A 21,234-nucleotide genomic window follows, 5' to 3' on the forward strand; every position below is an offset into this window, starting at 1 on the left:
CAACTTATAGTGTATCCACAGCGTCCAAACATTGTCGTGCTTCATATTCAGTCATATTCATACGGTGCGCAGCGACCGCCACAAAAACGGCTTGTATATCATCTGTAATGACATAACTCCGTTTTTCAATGAGTGCATAAGCTTGTGCTGCCAATTTTAAAGCTAAAACACCACGTGTAGATAAGCCATGCCGCTGCTTACGAGTTTGTTCTGCCAAATCTAGTACGTACTCCAATACTGCATCACTCAGATAGACTTTTTTTACAAGTTCTTGGAGTTCAATAATTTCTTCGGCATAAAACACGGGTTGGATTTGAGCAACCAAATCCTGTCTCGATGCCTGTTGTAATAATAATTTTTCAGCATGTCGAGATGGAAACCCGAGTGAAAGACGCATTAAAAAGCGATCAAGCTGAGATTCTGGTAGTGCATAGGTTCCGCTCTGAAATAAAGGATTTTGCGTGGCAACCACCCAAAATGGCCGAGGAAGATCATAACGTATACTGTCCACAGTCACAGCCCCTTCTTCCATGGCTTCAAGTAAAGCACTTTGGGTCTTTGGACTACAGCGGTTAATTTCATCTGCAAGAAGAATCTGAGTAAAAATTGGTCCCTGTTTAAACTCAAAAATATGCTCTTTTTGATTAAACATATTAATACCAATCACATCACTGGCAAGCATATCATTGGTAAACTGAATACGTCCAAAATCTAGTCCAGCCAATCGTGCCAAAGCACTGGCTAATGTGGTTTTACCTAAACCAGGTAAATCCTCAAATAAAACATGCCCTCCTGCCAATAAACAAGTCAGCGCAAGTTGCGTTTGTTTTGATTTATCTAAAATAAGTTGATTAATTTGTTCTAAAAACTGATCAATCTTGGGGCTATATTGTGTAATTTTCTGGTTCATCTCTAAATTCCCCTGATTTAGTTCAGGTTTTTTTAGTTTTTCCATGCCCCACATCACAAATTTCCTTAATTAAAAAAAGGTGTATGAATCAACATACACCTTTTTTATTTTTTTCTAAAGAAATGAAAAAGATATCAACATGGACATTTTTTTAAATTACCACTGGATGGATAACGTGAATCCACACAGTGACGATAAAATGTCTTGGCATCCATCGCTTCCAAATCTGGATGATGTTTACGCATATGCTCAAGGTAAGTGTCGTAATCAGGCACACCGACCATTAAACGAAAGCTTTGCTGTAAACGCTTAAATAGAGTTGCAATACGTGACCAATTCTTTGGAGAAAGTAATAGGTCTTTTTGCGACATAATGGTCATCTTAATAATTTTTACAATCACCGCACGACCATTTTGAGCGATTTTCAGATTCATGATCATTCACCTCGCGTTGAAGCAGGTGCTACCGTTTCAACATCTGCATACACAGCAGGAGCTTCATGGGTCGTCGGTTCACGACTCGCCAAAGCACGACGGATCACACCAATCGAGGCAATCACCATCACCACCGCCACAATCATAAAGAACGCGCAAAGCACGGCATTAATCTGATTAGATAACACCACAGTTTGCATTTCAGCCATTGTTTTGGCAGGAGCTAACATTTCACCACGCCCAATCGCATCTGAAAAACGGTTTGCTTGTGCAAGGAAACCGATTTTCGGATTTTCATGGAAAATCTTTTGCCAGCCCGCAGTCATACACGTCACGAGTAAGAAAATTGTAGGGACAATCGTGACCCAAACATATTTCTCTTTCTTCATCTTAAATAGAATAACTGTGCCTAGAATCAATGCCATTGCTGCGAGCATTTGGTTACCAATACCAAATAAAGGCCACAATGAGTTAATCCCACCTAATGGATCGACCACACCCTGATAAACGAAGAAACCCCATCCACCTACCGCGACCGCAGTACCAATCATATTTCCAACAAATGATCCTGACTTTTTAATCGCTGGAATAACAATCCCAACAGTATCTTGCACCATAAAACGGCAAGCACGGGTACCCGCATCTACCGCAGTTAAAATGAATAATGCTTCAAACAAAATGGCGAAGTGATACCAAAATGCCATCATTGAACGATTGTTAAAAATTTCAGAAATGATATGCGCCATACCAATCGCGAATGTTGGTGCACCGCCAGTACGTGACAAAATCGTGGTTTCACCGACTTCCTGAGCCAGTAAAGTCAGCATTTCTGGTGTGACTACAAAACCAATATTACGCACGGCTTCTGCTGCACTTTCAACCGTTGTGCCCAATACCGCCGCTGGAGCATTAATGGCAAAATAAACACCTGGATCAAGTACTGTTGCACAAATCATAGCCATAATGGCAACAAATGATTCCATGAGCATGCCACCATAACCAATCACACGAATATCTTTCTCATTTTCGATGAGTTTAGGCGTTGTACCACTTGATACCAGTGCATGGAAACCAGAAATAGCACCACAGGCAATTGTAATAAATAGAAATGGAAATAAACTACCTGCAAAAACGGGTCCTGTCCCATCAATAAAATGTGTTACTGCTGGCATTTTTAGCTCTGGTAATGCAACAACAATACCAATTGCCAAGCCAACAATGACCCCAATTTTAAGGAAGGTCGATAAATAATCACGTGGTGCGAGTAGTAACCAGACAGGTAAAACTGAGGCAATAAAACCATAAATGATCAAACACCATGTTAACTGCGTTCCAGTTAAAGTAAATAATGGCCCCCAATATGGGTCAGCAGCAACATGTCCACCATAAATGATGGCCAACATCATTAATACAAAACCAATGATTGAAACTTCTGCAATTTTTCCTGGGCGTATATAGCGCATATATACTCCCATAAATAGTGCAATTGGAATCGTTGCAGCAATACTGAAAACGCCCCACGGACTATGTGCAAGAGCTTTTACTACAACAAGTGCCAAGACTGCCAGAATGATGATCATCACTCCCAACGCACCTAGCATAACCACGACACCCGCAAATGTGCCAAGTTCTTGTTTTGCCATTTCGCCAAGTGATTTTCCATCTCGGCGTGTCGAAATAAACAAAACTAAAAAGTCCTGAACAGCACCCGCCAAAACCACACCCACCAATAGCCAGATGGTTCCTGGTAAATAACCCATTTGGGCAGCCAGAATTGGACCAACTAACGGCCCCGCACCTGCAATTGCCGCAAAATGATGGCCAAATAAAACGTATTTATTGGTCGGTACATAGTCCAGACCATCCGCCAAGCGATGCGCTGGTGTCAATCGTCTTGAGTTGAGTTCGAAAACACGGGTAGCTATAAATAGACTATAAAACCGATATGCAATGCTATAAACACAGACTGCGGCTAACACCATCCAGACCGCATTAACATGTTCACCACGACTTACTGCCAGTATTCCAAAAGAAATGGCACCAATAATCGCGACTAGACTCCAGATTAATTTTGAGGGGAGCGTAGATTTCCTTTGAATTGTATCCATTCATGACCTCATTATTTATGATTAACTGCCCTAAAATTCAGATCCATCTTTTATAGAGAATTTCCCTGCGACTTTACTCCTCATCTTGTTATTTTCATCTAATACTTTGGCATAAAAAAAGGGATGATTGCGATCATCCCTTTCATAATAGTCTATTTTTAAACCATTATGCACGCTCTAAATAGTCACCAGTACGGGTGTCTACACGAACGCTTTCTTCTTGCTGAACAAACAACGGTACGCGAACCACAGCACCTGTTTCAAGTTTTGCTGGTTTACCGCCACCGCCAGATGTATCACCACGTACACCTGGATCAGTTTCAACAATTTTTAAAACCACAAAGTTCGGTGCACTTACATTTAATGGTACGCCATTAAACAGCATAATGGTGCATTTCTCATTTGAGTCATCTTTTAACCATTTAGCAGCATCACCCATTGCAACTTTATCTGCAGCAATTTGCTCAAAAGATACAGGATCCATAAAGTTCCATAGTTCGCCATCGTTGTATAAGTATTCCATTTCTACTTCTACAATATCGGCAGCTTCTAATGAATCACCTGACTTAAATGTTTTTTCTAAAACTTTACCTGTTTTAAGGTTACGAAGTTTTACACGGTTGAATGCCTGACCTTTTCCAGGTTTAACATATTCGTTTTCCATGATTGAACATGGGTTACCGTCAAGCATGACTTTAAGGCCTTGCTTGAATTCATTTGTAGAATAACTGGCCATGACTGGCACACTCCAAACTTACTAACTTAAATGTATTAATGCTAGACTAGCATTATTTTTTCCGTGTCGCATGATAAACTATTTGTATCAAGAGCAAAACTGGCAAAAACAACTCAATGATCTAATCATTGATCCATTAGAGCTGTTAAATCTATTAGAGTTGCCTAAAGAACACTTGTTATCTGGTGCCATTCTTGCATCCAATGATTTTAAATTGCGTGTACCACGAGCCTTTGTAAAAAAAATGAGAAAGGGCGATGCACACGATCCGCTACTGCTTCAAATTTTACCACATCATCTTGAGTTACAAGAACATCCTGAATTTGTTACCGACCCATTAGGAGAAGAAGCCGCCAATCAACTTCCAGGCGTGCTGCATAAATATAGCTCCAGATTTTTGCTAACCTTAACAGGTGCCTGTGCAGTTCATTGCCGATATTGTTTTCGCCGACATTTCCCCTATCAGGAAAATTTACCAAAAAATGAAGATTGGCTAAATATTAAGGCTTATATCGAAGATCATCCTTTAATCAATGAGGTGATTTTAAGTGGCGGTGACCCCCTTACTTTGTCCAATCGTAAATTACAACTCTGGCTTGAAAGAATCGAATCACTGCCCCAAATAAAAATTTTGAGAATTCATTCACGAGTTCCGATCGTTATCCCCAACCGTGTCGATGAAGAGCTGATTTCTCTATTAAAAAACAGTAGGCTACGCATTATAGTGGTGGTACACTCAAATCATGCTTCAGAGCTTGATGACTATACCTGTAACAAGCTTGCGGCGTTATCATTTGAACACATAACTGTGTTAAATCAGGCAGTTTTTCTTAAGGGTGTGAATGATAACGCACAAACATTGATTAATCTCAGTCATCGATTGTTTGAAGCTCGTGTCATGCCCTATTACTTACATGTTTTAGATAAAGTAAAAGGTGCGCAGCACTTTGATGTTATATCATCAGAAATTGACCATATTTATCAGGAAGTCTTGGCGAATTTACCGGGTTATTTGGTTCCTAAGCTGGTTAGGGAAATCGCAGGCGAAAAAAATAAAACACCGCTATTTGGGGTTTCAACATTTTGAGTTGAATAATAAATTATGATGAATCAAACTTTTACGGATATTTTTGAAACATCTACTGCTTTAAGTCGAGATGAATTAAGCTTTAGTGAGTCTAATGTTAAAGCAGTGTCTGACTGGGTTTCGTCATTATCCATCATGCAACTGGGGGATACTTCACGTGCTTTATTTTCTGCATTGATTGAACTTTCAGAATTAAATTGCTCTGAAACTTTACGGTTTGATTTATTACAAACCATGCATCCTGTGCTTGAAAATGTTTTAGCAAGCTTTGAAAAACATTTTTTCAATCAAGGTCTCATCAATACCGCTCGAAACGAGCATATTATTGAATTGGCAATCTTGTTACGTAAACACTTTGCTGGCATCTATATTGATATTGTAAGACGTAGTACCGAGCAACTCGAACAAAATAAATTTTCTGTTTTTGCATTGCATAAAAAGAAAAATCTACAAACGGCACGTACACTCGCAATATTTTATGGTCTACGACAGCTTACCGAGCTGCTGTATCAGGAACATATGCTCTACAGTGAACCCATGGCTGGACAATGGTTAATTGCCCATTATTTATATAAAATTGCAATGAAAGCACATGTGCATTTAACCAATATAAATCAAGTACAAGGTACTCAAAATCAACTTAGCAATATTACCCAAGCATATGCACAATTAATTTTACTGGATATTTTAAATACCAATCAGATTCGACAAGCTGAAATTCAAGCTTTATATCAATGTAGTTTTGATTGGGCTAAAAAAATACAAATTTATCCAAAAGAAACGACCTTATCAAAATATGTGATTGATACAGAAAAAGATCATCCCCCTGTATATAACAAACATCAAAATTCAGGTTTTACACCTTCTATTTATATTGTCATTCAAGATTTACTCGAACATATCACTGCGACTTTACATCGAAATGCAGATTATCTTTCACAAACCGAAAAAATTTATTTAAGCCCCGCATTGAAATTTCATGTGCAAAACATTCTCGGAACTATTGCCGAACGGCAACATGAACGCTATGAATATTCCGCTCAATTACATATATGTTTTGGCTTACTCACGGCACATTTTTATTTATCCAAAGCCAAAAATTTTAATGAAACTTTGCAGCTTGATAGTCATTACGGTTTTCAAAATAGTTCAAGAATGGCATCTGGTTTAACCCAACAAGAATCATCCGCCAGTGTACCCAATAATCAAAGATTGAATCGTGAAGCCAAACTCATTTATCAGACGGAAGTACTTGATATCAGTGTAAATGGTTATCGAATTAAATGGACTGAAGAAGCACCTAAGAATTTGAGAACTGGTGAATTTATATTGGTTAAGGAAAACACACATAGTCAATGGCGTGGTGGGGTGATTCGTTGGATTAAACAATCTGCTGAAAAAAGTCTGGAAATTGGTCTGGAAATACTGGCTCAGGATATTTTTCCCTGTGCAGTTCGCGTGCAGGCAGACCGTCATAGCAATAACTACTATCCAGCTTTGTTGATGCAAAGCCAGAATCTTGATCAGGTCAAAACCACACTGATCTTGCCTGGTTCACAAATTTTTAGGGAACAACAAGGCATACATTTAAGGTTAGAAAAAGAAGAGTTCAAAGTATATTTGCTCAAAGCACAGCTGATTACGCAAAGCTTTGTACAGTTTGACTACGAACTTTTAGACGATCAACAGCAGAACAGCCTGAAAGACTTTATGTTTAAACAGGCCAAAGACTCAGATAATCAGGATTTATGGGAAGCTTTAAAGTGAGAAACTCGTTACTTTCTAAAAAGTTAAAATTAAGCAAAACTCGTTTACTCATTATTGATGATAACCAGCTTCGTTATAATCAAATTATTGAGTTATTTGAATCAAAAAGTTATCAAATTCAAGCTACTTTGCTTGATGACCTGAATAGTTTTGAAAAACAGCTCAATATCGGTTGGGATATTGTCATTTTTGGACGGGCTTACGATCTTAAACTAGAACAAGTCGTCTCACTCATTCAAGCATCGGCACAACCCAACTTACCCATTCTATTGCTTAGCCCCGACTCATATACGTCTACTGAATATCTAAGTTATATTCATAAAGGTATTTATGAAATCATTGATCTTAAAGCCCCAGAACAACTATACATTGCGTTGGTTCGAGCATTATCCTATAGTCGTCTGCAACAAAATGAACAGCGCTTACTAGAAGAGCTAGATACAGCACATTCTCATGTTCAATCTAAAGTCAAGGAAAGCAACAAAGCGGTTGCTACGCTTCAGGAAGGGATTCACACCAAAGCCAATGCTGAGTATTTAGCACTGTTTGGCTTAAAAAATGAAAATGAACTCATTGGGCTTCCTATTTTAGATATTTTGCAACCTACAGATTTGAGTCATTTTAAACAAAAATTCAAACGGGTTTCTCAGGGATTATTCGATCAAGCCTCTCTTGATATTGTATGTAGAAATCCTGCTATTGCAGCTTCAAATCCGCTAAAAATCGAATTTTTACCGAGTGATGAAGAAGATGCAGTTCAATTGACTATAGAATATGATGACAGTAGTACGGTCGCGCCAGTCAGTACTTTGCCTATATCTCAATCCAATGAAAATGAAAAACTCCCTCCTACAATTCATGCATTTAATGCGATTAATCGCCAGCTAAGTAAACAACCTGCAAATGCCAATGCATTGGTGGTCATTACCCTTTCAAGCTGCCCAGAAGATGTGTTTAAACATAATTTTGAAACAATCAAAACCTATTTTTCTAGTATTTATGGTTTTATTAAAGAACAGGTGAATGTTTCAGTTTTCAAAATTAATGCTGTGTTGTATGTCGCTTTGTTTCAAGCTGAATCTGACCAAGTGCTGAAATCACAGTTAATCAGCTTAAAATCATTAGAAAAGCCTCAATTATTAAGTGTAGGTAATTCGACTCTACCCTTACACTTATTTTTAGGATATATGGTTTTAAATCAAACGAATATTACAGATGAAAAAAGTTTTGATCATTTGTTGGAACAGGCATTTGCTCAACGTTTGCCAAACATGGAACAAAGTTTATCTCAACCTGATTTAGGTCAGGCTACGGTTCTAGAAAAAATCAATATAAGCACTGAGAGTATACCTAAAGTTCAGCAATCACTTCTTCAAGCACTTCAGCAAAAGCTAGATGCAGGTGATATACATCTAAAATATCAACAACTGTATGATAAACAAGATAGCAACCTCTATACCTATGAAGTGACCAGTGGCTTTATTTACGACAATGCATGGCAAGATATTAACCAATTATCAGATTTGCGTGATGATCCAGAGCTTTCTATCAAAGTTGACCGTTGGATTCTGGTTGAAGCATGTAAGCAGCTACATAACTTTTTAACGCAATACCCAACAGCTAAACTGATTATTAACTTAAATCGTCACATTTTGTTAAATGACAAACAGTTACCAGAGTTGATGGGGAAACTTCTAACCATTGTTGGCAGCCGAGCCAAAGCGCCTCTTACTTTACAATTTTCAGAAGAATCTATTAGTCAAAATTTGCCTTTAGCTCAACAACAATTTGCCAAATTAAAGCAAAACGAAGTTGAAATTTCTGTGCGAGACTTTGGTATTTCGATGTATTGCGAATCTATTTTAAGTCAGATTGACCTTGATTATTTAAGTTTGCATCAGAATCTATGCAAAATGTTAGGTTCAGATAAAGAGTTAACTCAGCTTCAACACAAACTTGAAAATTTCCACAAAATTAAAGCTGTTGAAATTCTAGCTAAAGATTTAAATGATATGACCATGTTTGCAAATGCATGGAACATTGAAGCGCGCTATTTACAAGGTGATTATTTCCAGAAAAAACTAGATCGCCTGACCGATGTACAAGATCAATAGATCTTAGAAAATCGTGTAGATCTTTCGACATACTATTTATTTCAAAGTTAAAAAAAGAACCGCAATAGCGGTTCTTTTTTAACTAATTATGGACTTAGAATAATCTTACCAATAGAAGTTCAAACCAACTTTACCAACTGGTAACCATTGGTACTTATCATCATTACGGATTTTGTCTTCTTCTGCTGCCAGATCTCGGTCAAAATCTGCTCCATTTACGTTAACAAAAGTTCCATTTGCACTTAAATTAACTTTTGGATTACCAGTATAGTATGCACCTACTTCCGCAAAAGCACCCCAGTTTTTATTGAATTTTGGTGCAAAACCAAAACCAACATAAGGTGCAATATTGTTCTCATAGTTCATCTTACCGTTGACTTCACCGTTAAAGTTATAGTTATTGCCATTAACTTTAATAGTGCCATCACTAGATCGTTTAGTTAAATCATAGTCATTATCTAAATAAGCTGCACCTGCTGCTACATAAAGACCTTGTGCCCATGGATTCGCACTGGCACCCCAAGGACGAATTTCAGCGTTTAGATAAGCTAATTTATTGTCCATATCTAAATCATATTTAGTGCCATTGATTGAAACATCATCAGTCCAAGAAATGTCACCGCCGTTATAACCTAAAGCTAACCCTACATATGGATTCGCTTGCCAAAGTAAAGCACCACCATAGCCTGTTGTACCAATTTCGGCACGAACACCCACTGGTAGTAGTTGTTTTTGATCAAAAGCATAATGATCCTGTACCACAGTATCATCCGCCATTGTTGTACTCGCTACAGCCGCTAAAGCACTAGCAACTGCAATTAGTTTTAATGTTTTCATTGCCATCTCCTCAAAAGATTTTTATCAAACTTTCATCTAAAATGAATTTTTTTGTGTAGTGGTATCTTATGAGAAAGATAGAGCAGGTTTTATACAAGAATTGATCATTTTCCGTTAAGTTTTGATACAAATGCGTTTGGTTATTGTTTTTCAATAAAAATTATTTTTTTAATTGTGTCATTTAAGTCAATTACCAAAAACGCTTAAGTTTATCTTTTTAAATGAAACTTTGACATTCACAAGATTATTTTTGGTAATTCGTGTAAAATTATTCAAATTTTTTTGGAAGGAAGAACATGACTCAGCTTTCTACAATCATTGAGCAAGCGTTTGAAGATCGTGCGAATTTGAGCGCAACGGATTGTCCAGCAGAAATTCGTGATGCCGTAGAGCAAGCGATTTCTGGTTTAGATAACGGTACATTGCGTGTTGCTGAAAAAATCGATGGTGAATGGGTTGTTCATCAATGGCTTAAAAAAGCAGTATTGTTATCCTTTAAATTAAATGATAACAAGCCTATCGAATCTTGTGATTTACGTTTTTACGATAAAGTAGCAACTAAGCATGCAGGTTGGACTGAAGAACAGTTCAAAGCTGCGGGGGTACGTGTTGTACCGCCTGCTGTAGCGCGCCGTGGTAGTTTTCAGGCAAAAAATGTAGTTCTTATGCCTTCTTATGTCAATATTGGTGCTTATGTAGACGAAGGCACTATGGTTGATACATGGGCAACTGTAGGTTCATGTGCGCAAATTGGTAAAAATGTTCACTTATCTGGCGGTGTAGGGATTGGTGGTGTTTTAGAGCCTTTACAAGCGAACCCAACGATTATTGAAGATAATTGTTTTATCGGGGCACGTTCTGAAATTGTTGAAGGTGTGATTGTTGAAGAAGGTTCTGTGATTTCAATGGGCGTATTCATTGGTCAATCAACCAAAATCTTTGATCGTGAAACTGGCGAAATTCACTATGGCCGTGTACCAGCAGGCTCAGTGGTTGTTGCGGGTAGTCTTCCATCAAAATGCGGTACTTATAGCCTTTATGCTGCGGTAATCGTGAAAAAAGTGGATGCCAAAACTCGTGCTAAAACCAGTTTGAACGATTTACTTCGCGCTGACTAATTGCATTTATTTGCGGAGCTTAATTGTTCCTCGTCTCTACGCTCAAATCTGATCGTAGGGATTTTTGTTTTCTAAAATGTGGTATTTCTGCAATGACTTCTCTACGTTCAACGACTATTCCGGTATCAGATCCTGCGGCGGGTCTTCGCATTACGGAAATTTTTTATTCCTTGCAAGGAGAAGCTAATACCGCAGGTTTGCCCACTGTTTTTATTCGTTTAACAGGCTGCCCTTTACGCTGTACTTATTGTGATACCACATATTCTTTTGAGGGTGGTGAGCGTCAGTCTCTAGATCAGATTATCGAAACAGCTTTATCGTTTAAGACACCTTATATTTGCGTTACAGGTGGTGAACCTCTTGCTCAACCTAATTGTTTGCATTTATTGACACGATTATCAGATTTGGGCTGTCAGGTATCTTTGGAAACCAGTGGAGCACTGGATGTATCTAAAGTTGACCCTCGCGTATCTAAAGTTTTAGATTTAAAGACCCCCACGTCTGGTGAAGAAAAACGTAATCTTTTGACCAATCTGGATTATTTGACTCAGCATGATCAAATTAAATTTGTGATTTGTAACCGTGAAGATTATGAATGGTCAAGACAGCAATTAAATGATTATCAACTTGATCAAAAAGTCAGTACAGTGTGGTTTTCCCCTGCTTTTGCAGTTGAAAAAACTTCGGTTAAACTACCCCAGTTAGCGCGTGATATGGCGCAATGGATTCTAAATGACCATCTCCCAGTACGTTTTCAATTGCAATTACACAAATTGCTTTGGAACGATGAAACAGGTCGTTAATCCAGTTTATTTTGTTAGTTATTTTTGGAGAATATCATATGCGCCCTCGTGCCATTGTTTTATTATCAGGCGGCTTAGACTCGACGACTTGCCTAGCTTGGGCACAAGCGCGTTATGAATGTATGGCGCTCAGTTTCATGTATGGACAACGTTCTACCACTGAACTGGATGCAGCCAAAGCACTTGCTCAACGCGCTGGAGTTGAACATCGTGTTATCAATATTGATTTGGGAAATTTAGGGGGTTCTGCCCTGACCGATCATAATATCGATGTGCCTGACCATGAGCAAGAAGGTATTCCTATTACCTATGTACCAGCCCGTAATACCATCTTTTTATCTTATGCACTTGCTGCTGCCGAAGTTTTTGGAGCTGAAGCGATTGTGATTGGTATTAATGCGGTTGACTATTCAGGATATCCAGACTGCCGTCCAGAATACATCGACGCCTTTACAAATATGGCACGATTGGCAACAAAAGCAGGTGTAGAAGGAAAACCTCTTACATTTGAAACACCTTTGTTACATTTATCCAAAGCGAATATTATACGTTTAGGTATTGAACATGGCGTAGACTATAGTCAAACTGTCTCATGCTATCAGGCGGATGCTGAAGGTCGTGCATGTGGGAAATGTGATAGTTGCCGTTTACGTAAACAAGGGTTTATTGAAGCTGGCGTCGCAGATCCTACACGCTATATACCATAATAATCAGGTAATATTTATGAAATTATTCAACACAAAACTTATCCTTTCTTCAATTATGGCTGCTGCTGCATTTACAGCAACGCTTACCCATGCTGCGGATGAAAACAAGCTGCAACAAGCCTACAAGAGCACAAATGTTAAAGGTGCTTTAATTAACCTTTGTAAAGACGAAACAGGTAAAGGCAATAAACTCTCTGCTGCTGAAGTTAATAAATATTGTACTTGTGCAGTAGAAGCAGACGGTAAAATGACAAATGCACAAAAATGGGAAGTACAAAGTGCTATTAATGCCAAGAAAAGCCCAAGCTCTCTAGCATTTGTACAACAGCAAAATAAAGATCTTCAAGCCTGCTTTGGCCCACAACTTACCGGTAAGTTAAAAGGCTTAACTGAAGAAGCAATGAAGTCTGCTCAAGGCAAGAAATAAGCAGAACTGATGTGATTTGCTAGCCACTTTATGTGGCTAGTTTTTTATGGAAAATATGGAGAATAATAATGAGCATTGAAAATATTTCATTACCCAATCAAACTTTCCCAACAACGCATGGCGAAATTAATTTGGCAGATGTCGCTGCCGAATGGTTAATTATTTACTTCTATCCAAAAGATTCGACACCAGGTTGCACCACCCAAGCCGTTGGATTTTCATCTTTAAAAGATCAGTTTGATGCATTGGGTGCAACTGTAATTGGTGTATCTCGTGATTCAGTCAAAGCCCATCAAAACTTCACTGAAAAGCAATCTTTGAGTATCGATTTAATAAGTGATAAAGATGAAATTCTTTGCCAACACTTCGATGTGATTAAAGAAAAAAATATGTATGGTAAAAAAGTGATGGGCATTGAGCGATCAACTTTTATTTTTCATAATAAACAATTAGTTAAAAGTTATCGCAAAGTCAAGGCCGCAGGACATGCTGAACAAGTTTTGGAAGATTTAAAAACCCTCCAATAAGACCTGTTCAATGATTTTAAGATGTAGCATCCTTGCATCTACGCTACATCTTATTCAAGCTACTTTTAATGCTTAAACCAGATTTGATTTATCATCTCGCAAATATTTTTCTTGTAATTGCCGATAGATTGAAGATTTCTGAAAATTTTCCAAAAACTGAATAGTTCCCTTTGGAAACGCCTGTTTTTGGATTTCACCACGATAATATGCTTCCCGTATTGGGGTTGCTGACATAGATTCTTTTAAACTGTCTAACTCAACCATGATCCATTCTGGAAAAAGTTTTAGATAATACGAAGATTCATCTTTAAAATGTCCGATCAACCCAATTTTGCTATTTGGCTGAACAATTTGATTTACCCGTAGTTTTACCTGCTTAACCCATTTTTCATCATCATAAACATCAATCACATGTACAAAATGAATCCTTTTTTGGTCATCTTCCGAAAAGTTAGATAAAATCATTTCTTCACGTTCTTCTGCCAAAAAGGGATTTTTAATATTGCGCTCAGGTTGTGCAGATCCTAAAGCCAAAATAACGTTCTGACTTTGTTGTAATGCAATTTCAACGGTTTGCATATGAGCCAGATGGAACGGCTGGAAACGCCCAATAAAAACGAGATAATCAAATGTGTACATAAGCCAACTTAATTTTTTTATGAACTCACCAGTAGTCATTTACAATCAAATTTACGACATAATGGCAAACATAAACCCAAGATTGAAAGCAAGGATAGTACGATGACACTTCGCTGTATTCAACAACCCCATCAACATTTAAATGCAAAACTTGAAAATGGCATCCTGACTTTAGCCATAAATCGCCCTGAAGCTAAAAATGCGCTATACGGTGAATTGTATTTATGGATTGCTCAAGCACTTGATGAAGCAGATCAATCCAACCAAGTTCGTGTTGTTATTTTACGTGGCGCAGATGCAGATTTTTCAGCAGGAAATGACATGAAAGACTTTATGTCATTTATTCAAAAACCGCATGAAGGTAAAGCAGGAGATCAGCCTCCTTTTGTTTTACTTAAATCTGCTGCCAAATTATCTAAACCACTTATAGTTGCCATTAAAGGGGTTGCTATTGGTATTGGTGTGACTATCTTATTACACGCTGATATTGTATATGCCGATCAAACTGCGCTATTCCAGATTCCATTTGTAAGTCTCGGTTTATCTCCTGAAGGTGCTGCAAGTCGTTTATTGGTGAAACAAGCAGGTTATCACCGTGCCGCAGAGCTTTTATTTACTGCCAAAAAATTTAACGCTGAAGTTGCTGAAAAAGCGGGACTGGTCAATCAAATCAGTGAGGATGTTTATGCATTGGCTGAACAAACCGCCCAACAATTGGCTGCCCTACCACTTGCATCTATTAAGCAATCTAAAGCTCTCATGAAACACGATCTTGATGAGATTGTGCAATGTGTTGATGACGAAGCCGAGATTTTCATGCAACGTGTACGCTCGCCAGAAATGAAAGAAGCTGTACAAGCTTTTATGGAAAAGCGTAAGCCAGATTTTTCTCAGTTTGATTAAATCGGTGTCGTGAATAGCAAATAGATTAAATATTCCTGAGAATTAAATTCTGCGTTTAAAAATCATTTAATGAAACGCAGTTAATCTCAGGAACTACACTTTTTTACCCGCATAAAATAATTGAGTGATATCCTCATTCATGATCTTTAACGACTCAATATTTGAACTATTATGGCAAATTCAGAAACACTTTCTCAAAACTCCCAATCAGATTCGGATAAAACACGTTATTTTGAACCTGCACCACAAGATATCGATGTAGAAAACTTTCGTAAAGTGGTTGAAAGTCGCCGATCTGTACGCAAATTCACCGATAAAGCCATTCCAACCGAAGTGCTTGACGCATGTCTTGACTTGGCGCTTCTTGCACCAAATTCCTCCAATTTACAACCATGGACATTTTATGTTGTACAAAATGCGGGCAAGAAGAAGCAGTTAGTTAAAGCTTGCTTGGGTCAACTTGCTGCAAAAACGGCTGCAGAACTTATTGTATGTGTTGCACGAACAGATCGTGTCGATGAAATGGCGAAAAAGAATATTTCAGAATTTCCATTTCCTGAAGCCCCTGAAATGGTTAAAAAATACTATCGTTTCATTCCTTATAACTATAAAACTGGTTATTTCAATGCACTCGGTAACTTTAAAAAAGTTGCCTTTAAAGTGGCACGTAGCCTAGATAAACAACTTCCTGTCACTGCATTTAACCCTGCCGATGCACAGCTTTGGGCAAGTAAAACCACCGCATTGGCTTGTGAAAATCTGGTGCTTTCACTACGCGCTTATGGTTTTGATAGTTGTATGATGGAGGGTTTTGATGAGCCGATGGTTCGTAAAATATTAAAACTCAATGATCAGCAATTCCCCGTGATGGTCATTGGCGCAGGCGAACGTGCTAAAGACGGTGTGTTCTTCCCTCAATATCGTTTTGACCGCGATTTATTTATTCAAAAAGTTTAATTATTGAATATCTAAGATTTGAATAAACTCAAAAGCAGGCTCTTCGTATGGATGGCTTGCTTTTAATGCCGTTGCAACTGCACTGGCATTTTTTTCGGGAACAATGGTTTCCACTCTCCATTCTTCGAGCTGTTCCAATTCATCCAATTTGCCTAAAAATGGATTTGCACCTTTAACTGGCTTGAACTGCCCTATACCTTTCACTTGCCATGCGCAATGTTGATAGTTACCGATTCCACCTGCTCCAGCTTCAAAAATAGCTTGTTTAGTCAATTCAAGATGAGATTCAGGTACGTAATAAATCAGTTTAAGCATAATCCGATATAAGATGAATACGTTAGGTTTATCTTAAACGATTTAGTTTCAGGATTAATCGTTATGATTGTAAAACCAGATAATTTCCTAAAATCCATAACAATTCGGCTGTAATAACCGCACCAAACCACATCCAGCCTTTGCGTTTTCGAGATCGCATTTGGTTATTTTTTTCCATGCATTAACTCCAATTTCATATTTGTTCTGATGTCTAGTAAATGCAAAACTTATACCAACCTAAGCGAAGTAAAAAATCAAAGCATCTAAATGTATTTATGAAATGATTTTTATTGATTGGGTTATTTATATTTTATAAACATTTTATTACTTTTTATGAGTGTCGAAGAAAGTTCTAAGAAAAGTAAGCGCTTCTTTAAAAATTTCATGCCAATCTTCACTTGGTTCTTCATGCACTGAATACCAGAAGAATTCAAATGTTAAGCCTCCATCATCAAGACAGAAGTAAGTCCATGTATCTGGCGCAGTTTGATCTATTTCACAGTAATAAAAATACCAATCTTGTTGAGTAGATTTGAGGACGAGGCTTCCTATAAATTTTGGATTATCTCGTGCAATCAAACCAGATTCTTCATATAACTCACGAATTGCAGCATTTTCATAGGTTTCATTTGGCTCTATGCTCCCTTTCACCAATTGCAGGCCTGCTAAAGGATGCCTGAAAGCCAATATTTCTAAAGTCTGTGCTTTTCGTCTTATTAGAATTGGAACGACTTTTTTAATCATTGTAAACCCAATAAAAAAACCATCTTTGATTGATTTAATCAAAGATGGTTTTTTAATCACTAATTTATATTAACCAATAAACTTACGTGCATTACGGAACATACGCAACCATGCACCATCTTCAGTCCAGTCTTCTGGTTTCCAAGAATGCTGTAAAGCACGGAAATTACGCTCTGGGTGTGGCATCATAATCGTAGCTCGACCATCTTTCGAGGTCACACCCGTGATCGCTTCTGGTGAACCATTTGGATTAAGCGGATAATGTTGCGTCGGTTGACCTAAGCTATCTACATAACGCAAGGTCACTTGATCATTGCTATTCAAGCTAGCCAAGTGTTCATTACTTGCAACCACACGCCCTTCACCATGCGCCACTGCGATTGGCAGAATAGAGCCCTGCATATCTTGTAGTAATACAGAAACTGACTTTTCTACGCGAACATTGACTGCACGAGCTTCAAAAACTTCAGAAAGGTTGCGGTGGAAACGCGGCCAGTTTTCTGCACCTGGAATCAGTGGTGCAAGTTGTGACAGCATCTGGCAACCATTACAAATACCTAAGCTAAAGGTACTTTCACGGTTAAAGAAGCTTTCAAACTGATCACGCAATTTTGGATTAAACAATACTGACTTCGCCCAGCCACCACCTGCACCAAGCACGTCACCATAAGAGAAACCACCACAAGCGACTAAACCTTCAAAGTCTTGTAGATCAACACGACCTGCCAATAAATCGCTCATGTGCACATCGACAGTATTGAACCCAACTTTGTCAAATGCGGCTGCCATCTCAACATGACCGTTGACACCCTGCTCACGCAAAATCACCATATTAGGACGGCGTGTTGCGATAAATGGTGCTTCAACAGGTTCGTTTAGATCGAAAGTTGCTTGTGCAATTAAACCTTTATGGTTTTGATCTGCAATAAGTGCAAATTCCTGATCGGCTGTTTCTACGTTATCACGTAGACGCTGGATCTGATGTGACACTTCTGCCCATGCTTGTTGTAGTTCGGCACGCGCTAATATTAAACCATTGATACTCAGTTGATCAGTGTTATTCACACGTCCAACCAAATGTATAGCATCTCTTAAATTCGAGCTTTCAATTTCAACTTGTAATGCATCCCAATCAGTGGCTTTAAGTTGTAAAACTGCACCAATTTCTTCTGCAAATAAACTTTCAATTGTTTGTGGTTCTAAAGCTGCACCTAAACGTGATGCAAACATCATTTCAGCCACAGCAGCCAACAAACCACCATCACCAATGTCATGGTAAGCTTGTATCAGACCGCGATTATTCCAATCTTGTATCAGATTAAAGAAATCTTTTAAATCTTCAAAACTGTCTACATCTGGCGTAATCGTACCAATGGCTTTATACACTTGGGTCAAAATCGATGCACCAATACGGAATTGACCTTTAGACAAATCAATACGTACCAGTACAGAACCATCAATATTTTTAAGTTCAGGTGTTAATGTTTTACGCACGTCACTTACTGGTGCAAATGCCGTAATCACGCCAGACATTGGGGAAGTGACAGCTTTCTCGATGCCATCATCATTCCATGTAGTACGCATAGAAAGTGAATCTTTACCTACAGGAATTGCAATTCCGAGTGCTGGACACATTTCCATACCAATGGCTTTTACGCCATCAAACAAGGCTTGATCTTCACCTTTTTGACCTGCTGCTGCCATCCAGTTTGCAGAAAGCTTAATATCACCCAATTGTTCAATATTTGCCGATGCAATATTGGTAATTGCTTCCGCAACCGCTAAACGCGCCGATGCAGCAGGATTTAACAATGCCACAGGCGGACGTTCACCCATTGCCATTGCTTCACCTGTATAACCTTGCAAACTGGTCGTGGTTACTGCGGCATCCGCGACTGGAACCTGCCATGGACCGACCATTTGGTCACGCGCAACCATACCCGTAATTGAGCGGTCACCGATCGTGATGAGGAATGATTTGGATGCAACGGTTGGATTTTTCAAAACACGGAAAATTGCATCTTTTAAATCAATTTTTGATGTATCAAACTCGTTGCCTGTACGTTCAACAGTTTCATACGAACGCTGCATACGCGGTGTACCACCAAGCATGACTTGCATTGGAATATCTACCGCATTGTCATGGAACAATGGATCTTCAACAGTCAAATGACGTGCTTCAGTTGCTTCACCCAAGACCGCAAACGGACAACGTTCACGCGCACAAATTTCTTCAAACAATTCTAACGATTCTGGGCGAATCGCAAGTACATAACGTTCTTGTGCTTCGTTTGACCAGATTTCCATCGGGCTCATGCCACGTTCCAACGATGGAATCTTACGCAAGTTTAAAATCGCGCCCAACTCATGATCATTGACCAGTTCAGGCATAGCATTGGATAAACCACCTGCACCGACATCATGAATCGATACAACTGGGTTAAAATCTTCCATGCGCCAACAAGTATCAATCACTTCTTGGCAACGGCGTTCCATCTCAGGGTTTTCACGTTGTACCGAAGCAAAGTCCAGACTTTCACCCATCGTACCGCTATCAACAGAAGATGCTGCACCGCCACCTAAACCGATCAACATCGCTGGGCCACCCAGAACGATCAGTAGATCTCCTGGTTGAATGGCATCTTTTTCGACATGGTCAGGACGAATATTCCCGTAACCACCTGCAATCATGATCGGTTTATGGAAGCCTTTGACTTCGCCATTGACGTTTTGTTCAAAAGTACGGAAATAACCATTTAAGTTAGGACGACCAAATTCGTTATTAAACGCCGCGCCGCCCAATGGCCCTTCAATCATAATTTGTAATGGCGATGCCATACGTGAAGGTTTGCCGTAATTATCTTCCCATGGCTGCTCAAAACCCGGAATATTCAGGTTAGAAACAGTAAAGCCCGTTAAACCTGCTTTTGGTTTACCACCGCGACCTGTTGCACCTTCATCACGAATTTCACCGCCCGAGCCAGTTGCAGCGCCTGCAAAAGGAGAAATGGCAGTCGGATGGTTATGGGTTTCCACTTTCATCAAGATGTGAGCAGCTTGGCTCTTATATTTATATATAAAATGACCTGTTTCATTGTCTTTCTTTGGGTAAAAACGCTGAGTGTCATAACCTACAATCACAGAAGCATTGTCTTTATATGCCGACAATACTTCATTCGGTGATTCTTTATAGGTATTTTTAATCATCTGGAACAAAGATAATGGCTGTTTTTCACCATCAATTGTCCATTCTGATCCAAAGATTTTATGACGACAATGTTCAGAGTTCGCCTGAGCAAACATCATCAATTCGATATCGTTTGGATTGCGCCCCAAGTCTGTAAATGCTTGAGTTAAATAGTCAATTTCTTGATCAGACAAGGCAAAACCAAACTCATTATTGGCTTTGACAAGTGCTTGTTTTCCCTCACCCAAAATATCAATTGAATTTAAAGGTTTTGGCGGCGTTTCTAAAAATAAACGATGGGCATCTTCGATCTGGCTGAAAACTGTTTCAGTCATACGGTCATGTAGAGCCTGTTTAACCTCATTACTCAGTTCAGAAACACCTTTTAAGGTATATAAAATACCACGTTCCAAACGATGCACTGGCGTATTACAGTTTTTAAAAATATCAGTCGCTTTAGATGACCACGGCGAAATGGTTCCAATACGTGGAGTCACCAAAACCTGAATTTCATCATTGGTCACTTGGCGCAATTCAAATACGCTGCCATCATTTAGAAGTTGCAATGCAGATTGATGCTGCTGCTCGTCGAGCGCTTGATCAAACAGGTAAACCCATTGGCTGTCAAAGGCTTGGACAGAACTGATTGAAGATAAACGTGTTAATAGTTGAGCTTTCTTGAATGAAGAATGTGCTGGTGCACCGGCCACGATAAACATGTTGATTTTGGCTCCACGGGCAAGTCTTTTGGACTTTACCGCAATGTGACTTTAGAGAGAGCGCATATTCTACTGTGAAAAGGTCAAATCAGCTAGATGGAGAGCATGGATTTCTCCTAAGTTCTTCTATTATGACTTATATTTATTTCAAGAATGCATTCGCAGTAGGCAATTGATCGCCTTAAATATATACCT

Annotated in this window: 20 protein-coding genes; 10 read left to right on the forward strand and 10 right to left on the reverse strand. The window is 38.8% G+C overall.

Features of this window, described 5'->3' with window-relative positions:
• Nucleotides 1-4 precede the first annotated feature (4 nt).
• The 4 genes from A7A69_RS11180 to efp all read right to left on the reverse strand — a co-directional run bounded on the left by A7A69_RS11180 (nucleotide 5) and on the right by efp (nucleotide 4,188).
• Nucleotides 5-964: an AAA family ATPase gene (locus tag A7A69_RS11180; RefSeq protein ID WP_152877601.1), complete on the reverse strand. Its 960-nt coding sequence runs from the start codon at nucleotides 962-964 to the stop codon at nucleotides 5-7.
• A gap of 80 nt (nucleotides 965-1,044) precedes the next feature.
• Nucleotides 1,045-1,347 (reverse strand): YbdD/YjiX family protein, encoded by a 303-nt coding sequence (locus A7A69_RS11185; RefSeq protein ID WP_171406699.1) that lies wholly within the window; start codon nucleotides 1,345-1,347, stop codon nucleotides 1,045-1,047.
• Nucleotides 1,347-3,452, reverse strand: coding sequence for a carbon starvation CstA family protein (locus A7A69_RS11190; protein ID WP_152877603.1), 2,106 nt, complete (start codon nucleotides 3,450-3,452; stop codon nucleotides 1,347-1,349). Before A7A69_RS11190 ends, A7A69_RS11185 begins: the two co-directional genes overlap by 1 nt.
• A gap of 166 nt (nucleotides 3,453-3,618) precedes the next feature.
• Nucleotides 3,619-4,188 (reverse strand): elongation factor P, encoded by a 570-nt coding sequence (efp, locus tag A7A69_RS11195; RefSeq protein ID WP_120368893.1) that lies wholly within the window; start codon nucleotides 4,186-4,188, stop codon nucleotides 3,619-3,621.
• A 70-nt stretch (nucleotides 4,189-4,258) separates the two neighbouring features.
• Between efp and epmB the strand changes: the two genes are divergently transcribed.
• From epmB to A7A69_RS11210, 3 genes are read left to right on the forward strand one after another with little or no spacing between them, the layout of a single operon-like run.
• A complete protein-coding gene (gene epmB, locus A7A69_RS11200) occupies nucleotides 4,259-5,275 on the forward strand; it encodes an EF-P beta-lysylation protein EpmB (RefSeq protein WP_151980200.1) in 1,017 nt (338 codons plus the stop codon).
• 15 nt (nucleotides 5,276-5,290) lie between these two features.
• Complete coding sequence (locus tag A7A69_RS11205; RefSeq protein ID WP_152877605.1) at nucleotides 5,291-7,042, forward strand: GTPase; 1,752 nt, start codon at nucleotides 5,291-5,293, stop codon at nucleotides 7,040-7,042.
• On the forward strand, nucleotides 7,024-9,156 hold the full coding sequence (locus A7A69_RS11210; protein WP_120368890.1) for an EAL domain-containing protein: 2,133 nt from the start codon (nucleotides 7,024-7,026) through the stop codon (nucleotides 9,154-9,156). The genes A7A69_RS11205 and A7A69_RS11210 overlap by 19 nt, the downstream gene beginning before the upstream one ends.
• Before the next feature lie 105 nt (nucleotides 9,157-9,261).
• Here A7A69_RS11210 and carO read toward each other — a convergent pair whose 3' ends face one another.
• Entirely contained in the window at nucleotides 9,262-9,993 is a 732-nt protein-coding gene (carO, locus tag A7A69_RS11215) for an ornithine uptake porin CarO (protein WP_120368889.1), read from the reverse strand.
• 296 nt (nucleotides 9,994-10,289) lie between these two features.
• Between carO and dapD the strand changes: the two genes are divergently transcribed.
• From dapD to A7A69_RS11240, 5 genes are all read left to right on the forward strand, one after another.
• Nucleotides 10,290-11,111 (forward strand): 2,3,4,5-tetrahydropyridine-2,6-dicarboxylate N-succinyltransferase, encoded by an 822-nt coding sequence (gene dapD / locus A7A69_RS11220; RefSeq protein WP_151980196.1) that lies wholly within the window; start codon nucleotides 10,290-10,292, stop codon nucleotides 11,109-11,111.
• A gap of 92 nt (nucleotides 11,112-11,203) precedes the next feature.
• Entirely contained in the window at nucleotides 11,204-11,914 is a 711-nt protein-coding gene (gene queE / locus A7A69_RS11225) for a 7-carboxy-7-deazaguanine synthase QueE (protein WP_152877607.1), read from the forward strand.
• A 38-nt stretch (nucleotides 11,915-11,952) separates the two neighbouring features.
• Entirely contained in the window at nucleotides 11,953-12,621 is a 669-nt protein-coding gene (gene queC, locus A7A69_RS11230; protein ID WP_119686537.1) for a 7-cyano-7-deazaguanine synthase QueC, read from the forward strand.
• Nucleotides 12,622-12,637: 16 nt separating this feature from the next.
• The gene (locus A7A69_RS11235) at nucleotides 12,638-13,048 is read left to right on the forward strand and encodes a hypothetical protein (RefSeq protein ID WP_120368886.1); all 411 of its coding nucleotides are present in this window, start codon (nucleotides 12,638-12,640) and stop codon (nucleotides 13,046-13,048) included.
• Between the two features lie 68 nt (nucleotides 13,049-13,116).
• The gene (locus A7A69_RS11240; RefSeq protein WP_152877609.1) at nucleotides 13,117-13,575 is read left to right on the forward strand and encodes a peroxiredoxin; all 459 of its coding nucleotides are present in this window, start codon (nucleotides 13,117-13,119) and stop codon (nucleotides 13,573-13,575) included.
• Nucleotides 13,576-13,647: 72 nt separating this feature from the next.
• On the opposite strand, the gene A7A69_RS11245 is transcribed toward A7A69_RS11240, so the two are convergent.
• On the reverse strand, nucleotides 13,648-14,214 hold the full coding sequence (locus A7A69_RS11245) for a nicotinate-nicotinamide nucleotide adenylyltransferase (RefSeq protein WP_120369065.1): 567 nt from the start codon (nucleotides 14,212-14,214) through the stop codon (nucleotides 13,648-13,650).
• A 102-nt stretch (nucleotides 14,215-14,316) separates the two neighbouring features.
• On the opposite strand from A7A69_RS11245, the gene A7A69_RS11250 reads away from it, so the two are divergent.
• Nucleotides 14,317-15,117 carry an enoyl-CoA hydratase-related protein gene (locus tag A7A69_RS11250; protein WP_151980192.1) on the forward strand — a complete coding sequence of 267 codons (801 nt, stop codon included), beginning with the start codon at nucleotides 14,317-14,319 and terminating at the stop codon, nucleotides 15,115-15,117.
• A gap of 171 nt (nucleotides 15,118-15,288) precedes the next feature.
• Nucleotides 15,289-16,074: a nitroreductase family protein gene (locus A7A69_RS11255; protein WP_120368883.1), complete on the forward strand. Its 786-nt coding sequence runs from the start codon at nucleotides 15,289-15,291 to the stop codon at nucleotides 16,072-16,074.
• On the opposite strand, the gene A7A69_RS11260 is transcribed toward A7A69_RS11255, so the two are convergent.
• The 4 genes from A7A69_RS11260 to purL all read right to left on the reverse strand — a co-directional run bounded on the left by A7A69_RS11260 (nucleotide 16,075) and on the right by purL (nucleotide 21,039).
• Nucleotides 16,075-16,389 (reverse strand): YqfO family protein, encoded by a 315-nt coding sequence (locus tag A7A69_RS11260; protein ID WP_151980191.1) that lies wholly within the window; start codon nucleotides 16,387-16,389, stop codon nucleotides 16,075-16,077.
• A 61-nt stretch (nucleotides 16,390-16,450) separates the two neighbouring features.
• Nucleotides 16,451-16,567: a KGW motif small protein gene (locus tag A7A69_RS16960; protein ID WP_262381704.1), complete on the reverse strand. Its 117-nt coding sequence runs from the start codon at nucleotides 16,565-16,567 to the stop codon at nucleotides 16,451-16,453.
• Between the two features lie 146 nt (nucleotides 16,568-16,713).
• Nucleotides 16,714-17,133: an NUDIX hydrolase gene (locus A7A69_RS11265; protein ID WP_152877702.1), complete on the reverse strand. Its 420-nt coding sequence runs from the start codon at nucleotides 17,131-17,133 to the stop codon at nucleotides 16,714-16,716.
• A gap of 69 nt (nucleotides 17,134-17,202) precedes the next feature.
• The gene (gene purL, locus A7A69_RS11270) at nucleotides 17,203-21,039 is read right to left on the reverse strand and encodes a phosphoribosylformylglycinamidine synthase (protein ID WP_152877611.1); all 3,837 of its coding nucleotides are present in this window, start codon (nucleotides 21,037-21,039) and stop codon (nucleotides 17,203-17,205) included.
• Nucleotides 21,040-21,234: the final 195 nt, after the last annotated feature.

The organism is Acinetobacter guerrae, from assembly GCF_009372255.1.
GTDB classification, from domain to species: domain Bacteria; phylum Pseudomonadota; class Gammaproteobacteria; order Pseudomonadales; family Moraxellaceae; genus Acinetobacter; species Acinetobacter guerrae.